Raw genomic sequence first — 16,311 nt, forward strand, 5'->3', positions numbered from 1 at the left:
AAAATAGAATCTATTTCGACTGGATCTTTATGCCAAAAGAAACCGTCGAGGGTACAAAGTTCAGGGTTGATGTCCCGAACTGAATGGTGTCTAAATGTTGATATTGCGTGTATACGTACAGATTTGAATTTACTTTCTTCTCAAGCTCGAGCGAAAAACCCGCGAAGTAGCGAAGTCCACTGAACTGCTCATCTTCCGATAAATCTTCATAGTGGTTTTGTAAGAATTGGTTACCGTTGATCATTTTTTGGACCGCACCTCTCGCTTTCAGCATCAAGGTGAAATCATTTCTGAATTCTAGCTTCGGACCGATACCTCCGCTAACACCCATAAAATCGGTTTGGTAGGAAAAGGGAATGTTCTGCACATCACCCACCGCGTTGTATTGCGAATAGGCTAATCCTAGATCGTATTGGAAACGACGGGACATCGATTTTTCGTAACCTAGCGTCATATTTATACCTGACCCAGGTTTTAAAAATGTAGGATTTACCCCAGCAGAATTCGTGAAAATGAAATTCGTGGTGTTTGCCCCGAAAGACAAATTCCAAGTTTGAGCTGATACTGAGCTCGCTACGAACAACAAAAGAAGCGTAATTCTTTTCATAATTTTCCTTGTAAATGGCCATTAAATGTGGTTTTGGCCTAGTTCAACAAGCAAAATTCGAATTAATAATGCGATAGTTCTTTATATGATAAAACCGATTTAGTCCAATATGTGTTTTTTTGGACTAGTCAGAAAATGAAATTTTTTTGGACTAGTCAAATATTTTACAATTTTAATCGGTTAAATTGCAATGCATTCATTTATTAAATGATTTTATACATATCCCTGTTCTCTATCATCACCTCTGCGATTATCGCCATTTACAACTGGCGCATTAATCCGAATGCGTTATTATTAACAGGGATTTTCGGGATATTCTCCACGTATGGCCTGACGCATTATTTCACGGTTTACCACCACGACATTTTTTGGACAGCTATCTTCTACGGAAACTTATCCCCTTTATGGTATTTACCTGGCCCGATGTTGTATGTGTATACGCGGAATACCATCACCGACAAAAGCCTATTTTCGTCTAAAAAAGACTACCTACATCTGCTGCCTTTTCTCATTCAGGCCATCAATATTTCCCCTTATCTATTCAGCACATTTGACTTTAAATTACAAACGGCCAGGCTCATCATTGAAAATATCAACAATGTCCGCACCTTAGGAAGTGGCTTCTTTATTCCGCCAAGTATCTCCTTTGTGACACGGCCCAGTTTGGTAATTATCTATGCTATCGCCAGCGTATTCCTTTTGCAAAAATACCACAGGAAAGAGCATAAAAACTTAGAGGCAAACAAGCAAAATAAACTCGTTTATAACTGGTTATTTACCCTCATTTTAGTCACCTTAATCGTGGCACTAAATTTCTTAGTTATGACGCTTGATTTGTATGGCGCACCCGTTAATCGCGTCATCATGGAATCCGAGCCTACTTACAACATTTCTGGAATTGCTTTCGCATTGCTACCACTTGTTTTGATTGTATTCTTCCCTCAAATATTGTACGGGATGCCTATCGCAACCTCGACTAAAAAGGCGGCTAAACTAACTATCATGGCGGCTGACCCATCTGATCCTTTGGCAGAAACCGCCCAAATCATCGTCGACTACATCAACAACGAGAAACCCTATTTAAACCCAGATTTTGATTTAGAAGATTTATCTGAAAAACTGGATATTCCAAAGCACCATATCATTTATTGCTTCACCATCATCCTTCAGAAAAAATTCACCGCTTACCGCTCTACCGTTCGCATCGAATATGCGAAAACATTATTGAACTCAGGAACGGCAGATACCCTCTCCATTGACGGAATAGGTTCACAATCTGGCTTCTCTTCTCGTTCTGGTTTCTATGCTACATTTAAAGCCGAAACAGGAATGACGCCGAGTCAGTATTTGGAAACGCTATAAAAAAGAGGCCTCTTTTCAGAAGCCTCTAGTTTTACTATTTCGTGATTTTCAATTCCACTCTTCGATTAAGTTTCATCCCATCCACCGTCTTATTAGGTGCAGCTGGCACTAGCTCTGAGAACCAAGCTAATTTCATTCGCTTATTCTTCACACCATGCTGGATGAGGTAGTTGCGTGCCTCGAATACACGGTTCTTCGAAAGTTCGACGTTGTATTGTACTGTTTGGCGAGAATCCGTGTGACCCGTCACTTTCAGCTTTAGACTAGGCTGAGCTTTTAATAAGGCCAACGCAATATCCAAGGTGCTTATCGACTCTGCCGTTAAGCTAAATCTATTCGTATTAAAGTAGATCACTAAGTTCTCTGGCACCCCTTGAAGAGCAACTAAACCGGCTACGTTTGGCATCAAATCATCAGCATCGATTACACCGTCACCATCCGCATCTTTAGGCGCAGGACAGCCTTTTAGCGAGGCAATTCCGGCTAGGTTAGGACACGCATCTTCGCTGTCAATCACACCATCGCCATCCGAATCTGCTGGGCAACCTTGGTTTGCTTTAACACCTGCAACCGTAGGGCAACGATCTTCACTGTCGATGATTCCATCGCCATCTGTGTCTGCAGGACATCCTTGATTTTCCTTCACACCTGCTACCGTTGGGCATTTGTCTTCTGCATCAATTACGCCGTCTCCATCTGTATCTAGAGGGCAACCGTTGTTCGCGCGAACGCCTTTGACCGTAGGGCATTTATCTTCTTTATCTACGATGCCATCGCCGTCGGTATCGATGGCAACTGGCTCGGTAATTTTAGCTGGTACAGGAACCGGTTTGTTCCCCCATTCGTACACTAGACCTGCGGTATAATGTGCATAAGTTCCACGACCGTCCGTGAAGTCTACTTTGCCTAGTTGGAAGAAAGGGAAACCCACATTTACCATGGCACGACCGTAAAGAGAGCCTAAAATTTTAAAGTCAAAACCGGATCCTACGGATCCTGTTAAATCAACATCACTATAGGTCGAACGCGTTGAGTTATCTGCCACGACTTCACCACTGAAATTCGCAAAAGGTCTAAACTTTTTGTGTGTCTCGCGATCCAATAAATAATAACGAAGACCTAGGCCGGCTGAGGCCATATCCTTGGCATCACGAATCCCATAAACTAACGTTCCATACACATCGACATTCGGCTTTACTTCAGCCGCATATTGAATCCCAAAATGCGTGTAGCTTTGTACGTAGTCTCTGCGGGTTGGGTAGTTTTGGTACCACATATCAGAAACGCCACCGATTAGGGCGAAAGACTGGCGCTTAGGTGTTTTCGATTCTGTGCTATCCTGCGCAATAGCAGGCGATAGTAAACTAGTTAATATAAAAAATAGTATATATTTCTTCATGTTATTTGGCTGTTTCGGTTTTGGCCTCTTTCTTAAAAATCGACAAGCGGATCGCAATCTCGTGAGACTGCATCGTTACTTTACTTAAAGAAGAAATAGGCATTTCATAGATGTATCCCAGGTAGATTTTAGGACTCGCTTGAATTCCTAAACGGGCGCCGTAACTGTCCTTATGGCGGTAAGATAATCCTGCCTCGAAGGCATTGCCAAAACGCGACATCACATTCACATCCCAGCTAACTGGTACATCCTTTGCGATACGCGCCATGAACGAGGGCATTAGCGTGATAAATTCTGACATACGAAGCGTAGTCCCCGCGTTCACATAATGATAGGTAACGTCTTTGTATCCTCCGTTCACATTCCCAAAATCATAACTAATCACCCGAGGCTGCGAAATCGCCACAAACGTCCCTTTACTATTTCCTAAACGCAATCCCCAACCGGTATTGAATTTAATACCTGTCGAGCGATCTCCCTGAAAAACCGGGTCTGTTTGATCCACCACTTGAATTCCATCGTAATCAAGGCTAAGCGTCGAAGCGCCTACTCGAACACCACCAGATATCTTCCAGTTATCATTCAACTTTACTTGGTAAGCAAAATCTCCTGCAACCGTTGAAATCTTAAGTGGCCCTGCGATGTCAGACATGGCTAAAATCGCCAATCCCGTCTTAGGCTTCCACTTAAAGTTTCCTGTAAATGCCATCGTCCGAGGAGCCCCTTGAATCCCCACCCATTGCTGGCGGTTCATCGCAGTAATTTCTGCTTGATGCTCTACTTCTCCAGCAAACGCTGGCGAAGTAATTACTGGATTTAAACGATACATTGAATACATCGTCTCAATCTGCGCTTGCACTAGAAAAGTCCCTAAAAGTAAACCTGCTAGTAGTATAAATCTTATCTTTTTCATCTCTATTTAATCGTGCGGTCTACTGATAAATAATTACTGATTACTGGTTTTTTGCCAAAGAAGTCAAGGATGTAATAATACGTTCCATCCGGCAACAAGGTCCCTGTAAAACTATTATCATAGCTTTCCATCTCGAACACCAGCGTGCCCCATCGGTTGAAGATCGACAAGTGATTTGGAATCTTACGTAGGAATAATCCTTTAAAGACTAATCGATCATTCTTACCATCGCCATTAGGTGAAATCCCTTGTGGTGCGAAAATCTCACATTCATCCGGATCTAATCGATTCACAATGCCATCCTTATCACAGTCTGCGAAGTCCGCATCCTCATTAAATTCTTCATCGTAATCCAAGATGCCATCTCCATCAGAATCCACATCATATGGATCTAACTTCCCATCGCGATCTGTATCTGGCGGCGTTAAGCCTTTGTTCGCTGAGCTAGGAATTCCTTTCTCATCGATGTTTCCATCAGCGATGCCATCCTTGTTATAATCCGAACCACTCGCTTCGATGACATCGGAGATTTGATCTGCATCAGAATCCAAATCACGGAAGTTAGGCATTCCATCTGCATCCGTATCACATAGAATTCCGGTTCCCGTACATACCTTATTTTCTATTGAATCTAGGATGCCATCGTTATCAGAATCCAAGTCCAAATAATCTGGCTTGCCATCCTTATCCGTATCAACCGTCGTCTCTAATTTATCAGTGATGCTATCCCCATCCGAATCCGTATCCAAACAGTTTGGAATACCGTCTCCGTCAAAGTCCTGCGTTCCTTCCACCTTATTCGTGATACCATCTGAATCGCAATCTAAAAGCAACCAAGCAGCGCTAGGGGCTAGTGTGATGCTTCCGGCCTTAAATGAACATGCATCTGCAGCCGAAGTACCATCCGCTAATTCGGTTCCATTGGTCACACCATCACCGTCGCAATCCAATGCTTTCCAATCATCGGATACATTCGCTTTTACTTGCCGAGTTGGCTCATAAACGCAAGGATCCGTTGGGGCTAAATCTGTTCCGTTAAGCTCTCCGTCACCATCACAATCCGCTAATGGATCTTGTAAGTCGCAGGCCATAATCGTTACAAATGCAGTAGAAAATACCTCCGTATTACCGATCTTGTAGCTAACTCGGTAACCCATCGTTACTAAGCCACTCTCAAATGGAGCACGCTTGTAAGTCATCTCACCGGTTAATGGGTTGAATGTTACGGTACCTCTAGCCGTTCCTTCGTTAGGGGTAGCCTGGCGGACAATGATCGTATTTGGCCCAGGTAAGAAGTCGTCGTTCGTTAAGATATTTATCGTTACCGTACCAGAGTTCCCTACGGTCACAACATCATTGCTGGCCACTGGAGTATCCTTATTGGGATCGGTTGCGTTCGGGTTACCATCGTTATCACAATCTAAAGCTCCCCAGTTCATGGTAGGGGTTAATGTTTTAGAGGCAGCTGTGAAAGAACAACCGCTTCTAGGATCTGTTCCGTCATCCGTCTCTTTTCCATTCGTCACTCCATCTCCATCGCAGTCCGCTGCACGCCAAATAGCGTTCGTCGTTACTGGTGTTGCACCTGCAGCGTGAACACATGGGTCTTTAGGATCTGTATCTGTTCCGTTAGGTGTACCGTCCCCGTCACAGTCTAAAGCATTCCAAGCTGTACTTGGAGTTAAGGTCTTGCTGGCAGCTACGTAAGAGCAGCCATCGTTAGGATCTGTGCCGTCATCGGTTTCTTTTCCATTCGTAACGCCGTCTCCGTCGCAGTCCGCTGCACGCCAAATCGCATTCGTCGTTACTGGTGTGGCGCCTGCTGCGTGTACACATGGGTCTTTAGGATCCATGTCGGTCCCGTTAGGAGTGCCGTCGCCATCACAGTCTGTCGAGTTCCAGGCAGAACTTGGTGTCAAGGTCTTGCTAGCAGCTACGTATGAGCAACCATCGTTAGGATCAGTGCCGTCATCCGTCTCTTTTCCATTCGTTACTCCATCTCCATCGCAGTCCGCAGCACGCCAAATCGCATTCGTCGTTACTGGTGTGGCGCCTGCTGCGTGTACACATGGGTCTTTAGGATCCGTGTCGGTCTTGCTAGCCGCTACGTAGGAGCAGCCGTCGTTAGGATCTGTTCCGTCATCCGTCTCTTTTCCATTCGTTACTCCATCTCCATCGCAGTCCGCAGCACGCCAAATCGCATTCGTCGTTACTGGTGTGGCGCCTGCTGCGTGTACACATGGGTCTTTAGGATCCGTGTCGGTCCCGTTAGGAGTGCCGTCGCCATCACAGTCTGTCGAGTTCCAGGCAGAACTTGGTGTCAAGGTCTTGCTAGCCGCTACGTAGGAGCAGCCGTCGTTAGGATCTGTTCCGTCATCCGTCTCTTTTCCATTCGTTACTCCATCTCCATCGCAGTCCGCAGCACGCCAAATCGCATTCGTCGTTACTGGTGTAGCACCTGCTGCATGAACACATGGATCTTTAGGTGCTGTATCTGTTCCGTTAGGTGTTCCGTCGCCATCACAGTCCGCCGTTGACCAAGCAGAAGTGGGCGTCAACGTTTGACTGGCTACTAGGTATGAGCAAACATCGTTAGGGTCCGTGCCATCAATTACCTCTTGTGCATCGGTGACTCCATCACCATCTGTATCTGCTGGTGCAGCTGAAGTAACCGTTACCGTTACGGAAGTTGTACCTGAACATGATGTATTAGATGTGCCAGTTATAGTGTAAGTCGTCGTTACAGTAGGCGATGCTGTAACTACTGCTGTATTCATTGCAGATAAACCAGTAGAAGGAGTCCAGCTGTAGGTATTCGCTCCTGAGGCTGTCAATGAAACGCTTGACCCCGAAGTAATCGATGGCGCTGATGGTGAGACCGAAATAACTGGCAGTGCATTAACAGTCATCGATGCAACAGAACTATTCACCGCACTACATGACCCTAAAGTAATTACTGCACGGTAATAGGTGGTCGCCGTTAAATTAGTTGCTGTGATACTAGCTGTCGTACTCGCGATATCTGTTACCGTTCCGGAGAAGTTTGCCACTAAAGCTGATTGCCATTTCGTGATAGATCCTGTTTGGCCTGATAAAGTCAATACCGTACTATTTGTACCAGCACAAACTGCAGCAGAACCCGCAATCGATCCACCCACACTCTCTTGAACCGTAATTAATATAGCCGATGTATAAACCACCACATCAGTTGCTGTGCTCACTCCGCGTCTAAAATAGGTATTCACTGAAATTGCTCCAGGGGAATAGGTCGATGAAGTAGCGCCCGAAATCGTATTAAAGGTTGTACCATCAATACTAGACTGCCATACATAAATGAACGACCCAGTTCCTCCGCTTGCATCAGTAGCTGAGCTTAAGCTAGCCGGCGTAGCGCCAACACAAATTGTTTGATCCGCTGAAATACTTCCTGCGGTTAAGGCTGCATTTACGGTTACTGACACCGTTGCAGTCGAAGAGCAAGTGGTCGTTGAGTTAGTCCCCGTAACCGTATAAGTTGTCGTTGCAGTAGGAGATGCAGTTACCACTGCGGTATTTGTTGCGGATAAGCCCGACGAAGGTGTCCAGCTGTAAGTATTCGCTCCAGAGGCAGTCAAAGACACAGAAGATCCCGTGGTAATGGTTGCCGAAGAAGGTGAAATAGAGATAACTGGTAAAGCATTGACTAAAACTTCAACTGGATGAGTAATTGCAAATGAGGATCCAATGGTCGCTTTTCGCCTAAAATGAGTCGTGGCCGTTAATGCAAAAGGATGCGTATACGATGCTGAGGTAGCCCCCGAAATATCCGTATATGTGCCAGAATGACCATTGGTTGAAATTTGCCAAATATAAGTAGGGGACCCTACTCCTGCGTCTGCTGTACTCGTTATTGTTGCTGCAGTATTTCCGTAGCATATCGATTGATCAGGGCTTAATGTGCCAGGCGTTATATCGGTAACACTTAACACAAATGGTACAACGGCTGATGTACAACCCGTCGTACTATTCTTTACCGTTAAGTTAAAATCATAACTATTTTGAGCACTAGCCGGAATCGAAATAGTTAATGGACTCGTTGTAATAGATGCATTTGAAACCGCGACAAAATTCGCCATGGCTGTAGTCCCCGCAGTTAATGAGTATTGATCTGCACCTGCACTTAAATTAGCATAAGGAAGCGAAAAGCTTGTTGCAGATGTCGTCACATCTGGAATGACATTGACAGAAACCGTAGGCAAAGGATTCACAGTAACGGTTGCTACCGAACTATTTACTGCAGTACAAGATCCTAGCTTAACCACTGCGCGATAATAAGTAGTTGATGTTAGGTTTGTTGCTGTTATACTTGCCGTCGTACTGGCAATATCTGTAACCGAAGAGAAATTAGAGGTTAGTGATGATTGCCACTTTGTGATAGATCCTATTTCGCCAGATAAAGTTAAAATAGTGCTGTTCGTTCCGGCACAAACTGCCGCAGAGCCTGAGATCGATCCGCCTACACTGCTTGTCACTGAGGCATTCCCAGTTGCTAAATTTTGTGTTATGGCATCCGTAGATGTGATAGCAATATTTCCAGATTGTCCATCAATGGCTGTAGATGCCAAACGTACATATATTAACCTTGCACTTACGGTTCCAGAGGATGGTGCAATGCTAATAGTAGATGAATAGGTCCCCCCTGCACTCGTTGCTATTTCATATCCAGTCGGAGCTGTTAAGATTAAATTTGCCGTTAAATATTGAGCACTCACTGTAAATGTCTGGGATGCAGATGCCGTACCTAAACAAGAATTAAATGCAGTTAAAGAACCCGATGTTGTAATGGTTGGAATAACAACAGTAACTAATTTAGAAACCGTTTTATCACACACTATATAAGTGATGGTACTTGAACCAGCATTCACACCGGTAACCACTCCGGTTGTTGGATTAACCGTCGCAATATTAGTTGCTGCAGAAGACCAAGATCCACCCGTTAATCCATTTGTATAGTTTGTCGTTAAACCTTTATTTAAAATAGATTCGCCAGAAATTTCTGGGATTAAGCCAGGGACAAAATTGGATGTGTTACCAGACATGGCAAAACCTTGTAATGTTCCATTAATATTGGCAACATTTGTTCTATTGGTGATAATATCATTAATCGAATTCGTACCATTTAGGACTCCTTGGTTAAAATTATAATAGGCAACCAAACCTGTTTCATTTCCAGCTAATTCAGTTAAATAGGAATTTTGAATTTGAGTTAAATTTCGAGCAATATTCCAAATGCGAACTTCATCCATTTTACCTTTAAAGAAACTCACTTTTGACGTAGTACCACCAACAGTATTATCGGTTGCTCCTATATATACTTTTACTGCTGAAACACTTGAAGCTACGCTTTCTGCTGTATTTACAGAATTACTCAATACACCATCTACATAGATTTTCATACTCGTGCCATCAAACACTCCAACTACATGGTGCCATTCATTAATCGGAATACTATTTGAACCTACAATACTCCAAGGAGATGCCTCTCTCGCAAAAACAGGTTTGCCGTCGCTATTAATGAATAAACGATAATTACTGTTTACACCACCGTTATTTTTTGAAATTATATCGGCTGAATTCGCATTGGTTTCTCTATTTATCCATGCTTCAAGTGTAAAACTTGTAGTACCGGTAAAAGCTAAATTAGCATTGCTTCCTACATTGTCCAGTACCACATAATCGTTAGTACCATCAAAATGCATAGCATTATCCGTATTAGTGGTTACAGTCAATGTCTTACTTGTTGCACCGGTAGATGTGACAGAAAGTACATCTGAAGCCACTGTTGTTGAGTTAGTAGTTAATTTAACATAAACAGTCGTAGTGGTAACCGCATTTGAAACTTGACTAATTGTTACGGAGCTTTGATAGCCAGTATTTTGACTTGTGGAAACCTGAACTCCAGTAGGGGCAGTAACAACAATGCCCGCTGTTAAATTAGACCCTGAAATGGTAAACGTTTGAGGACTAACGGTACAGCCTGAACAGGTTGAAAATGTTTTTAAAGTTCCTGAAGTGGTAATTAATGGTGATGGCAAAATAGTACCTATTCCATATGCACCATCACTATTCAACACATTACTACCAGCAATGGCTCCAGTATTTAAATTAAAAGTTCTATTAGAAGCTGCGCCAGCGTTCAAAATAGGGACCCTAATTTGAATACTTGTTGCTCCTTGCGCTATTGAAACTGAACTTGAAATGTTTACCCAAGCACTCCCATTATAATACTGCATACTACTTGTGTAATCAGTATTAAGTGTAGCAGTTACAGCCGTTAAAGATGGAGTAAATGTAGAATTTGCATTCGCTGCACTGGAAAGGCTAACCGTAAAAACTGCATAGGAATCTGTATTATTGACAGTTACATCATTTACAGTAATTTTTGGTTGGCTATTTTGCGCTGTTAGAACAGCATCCATAGCAGCTAAAATTGGATCCGATGACGTGGAAACGTTAGTATTCGAACTATAAGAAGTTACACCTGGTATTACTAATAAATAGGCTTCGTTTGTATTGGTATAAAAATACAACCCTACCGTTGTACTTCCATTCTTATCTTGTCTAGATACTTGACCGGTTATTGATTGTTTAACTCCGGAAGAATTGACATAAGTTAAGACACCTGCAACATTGTTGCCTGTTAATCTAAAAGTTACATCTGCAGGATCTAAAGAGGTAAAAGTAAATCCAGAACCTGTTATAAATTGAATATTGGAAATACTACTTGTTTGCTCTGCATAAGAACTACCGGTTCCTTTATACACATCATTAAAGAAAATTCTTGCGGCATTTGCTTTTTCTGAAGAAAAGATAAATGAAACTAGCAATAATAGAATAAAGGATGATTTATGAATAGACTTTGAAAAGCCTTTCCATTGATTGAAAATCGACATATTTATAAAATTTAGAACACGGGGTTAACTCCGTTATTATAATCGTGAGACAAACGCTTAATAAACGAATGACTCAAAATTTCATTTACTCGAATCAAAAGTACGTCAATTAGAAATCAATCGACGAAAACCCTAATGAGTAATTAGTCCAAAAAAAAACCGGACACCTTTACTCTTGGGAATTGAAGATTTTTTGTGGAAATTTAAATGTGTTCTAAATAAGTTTATGCTTTACTACTTTGCACTACTTTCGGTATTGTTAGCTTTAATACTGTCCATTTATAATTGGAGAGTGAATAAAAACACGTTTTACATTAGCGGAATTTTAGTTATTCTCTCTGCTCACGGACTTACCCACTTTTTTACTGATCCGTCTCAAAGTGATTTTTCATTGGCCCTATTTTATGGGAACTTAACTCCGTTTTGGTTATTGCCCGGCCCATTACTTTATTTTTATTTTAGATCTGTCTTCTTTCCTGGAAGACCTAAATGGACAACAATAGACCTCTTACATTTCATTCCTTTTGCCGTTCAGCTAATCAATATTTTCCCCTATTTGATAAGTCCTTTTGACTATAAATTACAAGTAGCACACGCCATTCACTTAGATCTAAATAACTTACAAAAAGTACGTATTTATTCGTTTTGTTCTTTTAGTGCCTCTTTATTAAGCCGACCCATTATTATGTTAGCCTACCTAGTTTGGTGCTCCTTATTAATGCTTCGACAGAAAAGCTCATTAAGTAAATCAAAACATAATTGGCTAGTGTTCTTCCTAGGCGGTCTTCTAATACCTACTATTGCCTACCTATATATTGCATTAAAGTTGTTTAATGCGCCTATACCACGCATTTCGATAGATAATTATTCCACTTACTTTATCTCCGGAATAGCTTACATAGCATTACCTATCATTTTAATTACGCTATTCCCTGAAGTGCTTTTTGGCATAAAACCACTAAATCTAAAACACGCTGAGGAGGGCTCGAAAGTAATTAAGGAGGACAATGACTATTATCTCGAATTAACCAAAAAAATAGATCAATATTGTCATAAAGAAAAGCCCTACCTGCAGCCATCATTTGAGATAGCTAATTTAGCTAAAGCCATGCAAGTGCCACAAAAACAAATCTCAAACGCCTGCAAAATTGCCTACAATAAAAAATTTACCGAAATCCGTAATCACATGCGTGTAGAACATGCGAAACAATTGCTACAAAATGGGCTTACAAACAATAATACCATTGAAGCGATAGGAGCATATTCAGGATTCAAATCAAGATCTACCTTCTATGAAGCTTTCAAAGCCGAAACAGGAATGACCCCTAGCCAATATTTGGAAAAATTAGCTTAATTTTAGCTCTGACTCTGGAGCTACATGAAAAAATTCATCTTCTTTCTTCTACTGATTTCTGCAACTATTATTAAGGCAGACAATCTCCGCCTATCCTATCTAGGAGAAGCAAACATTTCCTATACAAAACCATATATCTATTTAATTGAAAAAAATTATTACAAAACCATCAAGATTCCTGAATTAACAGAATCAGAGCCCATCTACTTTAAATTTTCAGATTCCACATTTTATAAGAAATTTACCCCTTCCTCTTTCCAATTAAATATCATTAATAAGAAACTATATATAACCCAGAATTTAGGGGGAATTGTTTATGAAATTCGTGGGAATGAATTAATTAGAATTGACCACTCTTTCGAGCATAAAATGCAAATTAATAGTCAGCAATTTATTCATGATAATCGCATTTTTCGTTTCGGGGGATATGGCTTCTGGTCTGCTCGGAATTTCTTCACTTATTTTGATATAAATTCCAAAGAATGGGAAAGCTATTCCCCCGTTCAAGGCGACAAAATTCCACCTGGAATGTTCGATGTAAATCAGTTTAAAAACGGCGACGATATCACCTATTTTAATGGTATGGTAATCAATGCTTTTGACTACCTAAAATTTGAAAGAAATCAGGATATCTGGCATTTTAATTTACGATCAAAAACGTGGGAAAATAATGGGAAAACGGCCCTGTTTTTTGGCAATAGCCCTCAAAATTTTCAATACGAAAATTATTATGTTGCTTTCAATGATGAACGTAGAATTGTACGCGTAAACTTCAATGATGAAACCTATGAAATATTTGAAAACGAGGCTGTTTCATCTAAACTATCTCCTCAATTAAAACCATTTGTAGAAAAGGGTATCATCTATTATTTTGCGAACAATCATGCGAATGGCGAGATAGAATTAGTAGGCCTTCCTATTGAGAAATTTTTAGGAAAATCCATCTTAAAAGCTGCCTTTATAGAACGAAATCTTTGGGCCACATATTCTGCCTATATCATTGCAATCATTGCCCTACTTATTTTCGCTTTGCTCATTTATTTCGGGTTGAAATTGCGCCCATCGAAGGCCACTAAAATCACAGACAAAGACGGCCTTCTCTACCTAGGAAAAGCAGCCATCAATTTCGACGAAACAGAATTAAAAGTCATTAAATATTTATTGAAAAACGATGACGTACCTAACTCAGAATTACTCGAATTAGTAGAGCAAAAAGGCGTCCATTTTTCGCACAATATTCGGGTCAAAAATGATATTTTAAATCAGCTAAATTTAAAGCTTAAAGCGATTCTCCAGGTCGATGTGAACTTCATCATATTCAAAAAATCAGACACCGATTCTCGCCTTAAAGTGTATCGTTTAAATAAGCAATACTTCAAGGTGAGTGAGGAGTTTTTGAACACTTAATGTATGATCCAAATCTTTGTAACCGGCGGCACTTTTGACAAGGAATACAACGAACTAAATGGGTCGTTGTTCTTTAAAGATACACACTTACCGGAAATGCTCGAAAAGGGCCGGAGCAGACTCGATGTTTCGATCGATACTTTGCTCATGAAAGACAGCTTAGAGTTTAGTGACGTGGATCGCCGGTTAATTTCCTTTGCCTGCGCGTCTGCCGGCGCTAATCGCATCTTAATTACTCATGGAACAGATACGATGGTCCAAACGGCTCAATATTTGGCCGCGCAGAATTTGGCTAAAACCATCGTCCTCACCGGCGCCATGATTCCCTATAAATTTGGTAGCTCAGATGGGATGTTTAATCTGGGTAGTGCTTTGGCATTCCTCCAAATTCTAGAGCCCGGAGTCTACATTTCGATGAATGGGAAGATTTTTGCGACGAATAACGTCCGCAAGAACCTAGAAAAAGGTGAATTCGAGACAATTAATTAATACCTTGCATCTACATAAAACCCTGTTAATCATGAAGAACAAAATCATCGTTGGATTAATCGTTGTATTAATCGCCATCCAATTCGTTCCTACGGAAAAGAACCTTTCGAACGACAACACTTACGCTATCGAAACGAAGTATGAGGTTCCTGCAGACGTTAAGGTCTTGCTAGAAAATGCCTGCAACGATTGCCATTCAAATAAATCTACCTACCCTTGGTACAGTTCGGTTCAGCCGGTGGGATTTTGGTTAGATCACCATGTGAATGATGGTAAAAAGCACTTGAATTTCGCGACGTTCACGAAGATGCCTATCGCGGTGCAAAACCACAAATTGGAAGAAACGATCGAACAAGTAGAGTCTGGCGAGATGCCTATGCCGTCTTACACGTATTTTGGTTTACATAGTAATGCCAAATTATCAGAGGCAGACCGCTCTAAAATCATCAACTGGGCTAAGTCTCAAATGGCGATGTTGAAATCAAGCTATCCGGCGGATAGTTTGAAGATGAAGCCAAGACCGCGCGGCTAAGCGCTGCTGCGCTGCGCAGTCGAACAGTCGCCTACGGCTTAGTCAGCGCTGCTGCGCAGCGATTACAGCGTCTTCATATCAATCACAAAGCGGTACTTCACATCTGACTTGATCACACGCTCGTACGCCTCGTTCACATCTTTCATGTCAATCATTTCGACATCAGAAAGGATGTTATGTTCCGCGCAGTAGTCTAGCATTTCTTGTGTTTCCTCGATGCCGCCGATCATCGATCCGATGATGGAACGTCTTTTGGAAATCAACGTAGCCGCGTAAACTTGAGCTGCCTCTGGAGGAATTCCGACTAAAAGCATCTTGCCTTCGACCTTCAAAAGGCCCAAAAACTTATTCAAATCATGTGACGCCGCCACCGTATTCAAGATGAAGTCAAATGAGCCTTTCAAAGATTCCATCGTTGCAGGGTCAGTAGACAAAGCGAAGTGGTGAGCGCCTAGGGCTTTTGCGTCTGCTTCTTTGGAAGGAGAAGTACTCAACATGGTCACTTCCGCGCCAAAAGAAGCCGCAAATTTCACCGCCATGTGGCCCAAACCACCCAAACCTAAGACCGCCACTTTGTGACCCTTACCTACCCCAGCATAGCGCAAAGGCGAATATGTCGTGATGCCGGCGCATAATAGAGGAGCGACGCGCTCTAGCTCTTTGGTAAACGGAATGTGCAATGTATAGGCTTCATCGATGACATACGTCGAGGAATATCCGCCAAAAGTCTGCGTCACCCCATCGCGGTAATAGCCATTATAGGTAGGCGTCATCTCCTCGTCGCAGTATTGCTCCTGACCCTTTTTACACGATGGACACTCGCGGCACGAGTCCACAAAAACACCCACACCTGCCAAATCGCCCACTTTAAACTTCGTTACTTCGGCACCTACTTCCGTGATCGTACCCACAATTTCGTGGCCTGGAACAATCGGATACACAGACGGCCCCCACTCGGAGCGCACCATGTGAATATCTGAGTGACAAACCCCGCAATAGAGGATGTCGATTTTAACGTCTTTAGGACCTACATCGCGTCTTTCAAAATCAATCGGTGCAATGGGCGCCTGCGGATTTACCGCGCCATATCCGTGTACTTTTATCATAGTTTCGTTTTTTAGTATAAGGTAAAATTACTCGTTTAATACTCACATTTGTATCACGATTTAACCTTTATATTGTAAAATGGATTTAGGCCAAATAAGGGGTGTATTTGTTCGAAAACCTTCAAGGTACTGAGGCCACTTTTGGACTATTGACACTTTCTGTCAATACCTGAAAAGCCCTCTGAGTGCCTCGACGTTTATTTCACACCA

The 16,311-nt window shown here is 42.0% G+C and carries 10 protein-coding genes; 5 read left to right on the forward strand and 5 right to left on the reverse strand.

Going from position 1 to position 16,311, the window contains the following annotated elements; all coding sequences use genetic code 11:
* Window positions 1-10: 10 nt before the first annotated feature.
* Window positions 11-607 (reverse strand): hypothetical protein, encoded by a 597-nt coding sequence (locus G9X62_RS05340; RefSeq protein WP_223131734.1) that lies wholly within the window; start codon window positions 605-607, stop codon window positions 11-13.
* A 207-nt stretch (window positions 608-814) separates the two neighbouring features.
* On the opposite strand from G9X62_RS05340, the gene G9X62_RS05345 reads away from it, so the two are divergent.
* Window positions 815-1,969, forward strand: coding sequence for a helix-turn-helix domain-containing protein (locus G9X62_RS05345; RefSeq protein WP_223131735.1), 1,155 nt, complete (start codon window positions 815-817; stop codon window positions 1,967-1,969).
* A gap of 34 nt (window positions 1,970-2,003) precedes the next feature.
* Here G9X62_RS05345 and G9X62_RS05350 read toward each other — a convergent pair whose 3' ends face one another.
* Genes G9X62_RS05350 through G9X62_RS05360 form a run of 3 tightly spaced genes read right to left on the reverse strand, consistent with a single transcriptional unit; the run spans window position 2,004 to window position 11,213 of the window.
* Window positions 2,004-3,368 carry an OmpA family protein gene (locus tag G9X62_RS05350; RefSeq protein WP_223131736.1) on the reverse strand — a complete coding sequence of 455 codons (1,365 nt, stop codon included), beginning with the start codon at window positions 3,366-3,368 and terminating at the stop codon, window positions 2,004-2,006.
* 1 nt (window position 3,369) lies between these two features.
* Window positions 3,370-4,281, reverse strand: coding sequence for a PorP/SprF family type IX secretion system membrane protein (locus tag G9X62_RS05355; protein WP_223131737.1), 912 nt, complete (start codon window positions 4,279-4,281; stop codon window positions 3,370-3,372).
* Between the two features lie 2 nt (window positions 4,282-4,283).
* A complete protein-coding gene (locus G9X62_RS05360) occupies window positions 4,284-11,213 on the reverse strand; it encodes a LamG-like jellyroll fold domain-containing protein (protein WP_223131738.1) in 6,930 nt (2,309 codons plus the stop codon).
* Between the two features lie 226 nt (window positions 11,214-11,439).
* On the opposite strand from G9X62_RS05360, the gene G9X62_RS05365 reads away from it, so the two are divergent.
* Genes G9X62_RS05365 through G9X62_RS05380 form a run of 4 tightly spaced genes read left to right on the forward strand, consistent with a single transcriptional unit; the run spans window position 11,440 to window position 14,995 of the window.
* Window positions 11,440-12,567, forward strand: a complete 1,128-nt coding sequence (locus tag G9X62_RS05365) for an AraC family transcriptional regulator (RefSeq protein ID WP_223131739.1) — start codon at window positions 11,440-11,442, stop codon at window positions 12,565-12,567.
* Between the two features lie 24 nt (window positions 12,568-12,591).
* On the forward strand, window positions 12,592-13,974 hold the full coding sequence (locus tag G9X62_RS05370; RefSeq protein ID WP_223131740.1) for a hypothetical protein: 1,383 nt from the start codon (window positions 12,592-12,594) through the stop codon (window positions 13,972-13,974).
* A gap of 3 nt (window positions 13,975-13,977) precedes the next feature.
* Window positions 13,978-14,463, forward strand: a complete 486-nt coding sequence (locus tag G9X62_RS05375) for an asparaginase domain-containing protein (protein WP_223131741.1) — start codon at window positions 13,978-13,980, stop codon at window positions 14,461-14,463.
* A 31-nt stretch (window positions 14,464-14,494) separates the two neighbouring features.
* On the forward strand, window positions 14,495-14,995 hold the full coding sequence (locus G9X62_RS05380) for a heme-binding domain-containing protein (RefSeq protein WP_223131742.1): 501 nt from the start codon (window positions 14,495-14,497) through the stop codon (window positions 14,993-14,995).
* A gap of 62 nt (window positions 14,996-15,057) precedes the next feature.
* On the opposite strand, the gene G9X62_RS05385 is transcribed toward G9X62_RS05380, so the two are convergent.
* Window positions 15,058-16,101, reverse strand: a complete 1,044-nt coding sequence (locus tag G9X62_RS05385; protein WP_223131743.1) for an NAD(P)-dependent alcohol dehydrogenase — start codon at window positions 16,099-16,101, stop codon at window positions 15,058-15,060.
* Window positions 16,102-16,311 lie beyond the last annotated feature (210 nt).

The sequence above is a fragment of the Aquirufa lenticrescens genome (assembly GCF_019916085.1).
Taxonomy (GTDB): Bacteria; Bacteroidota; Bacteroidia; order Cytophagales; family Spirosomataceae; genus Aquirufa; species Aquirufa lenticrescens.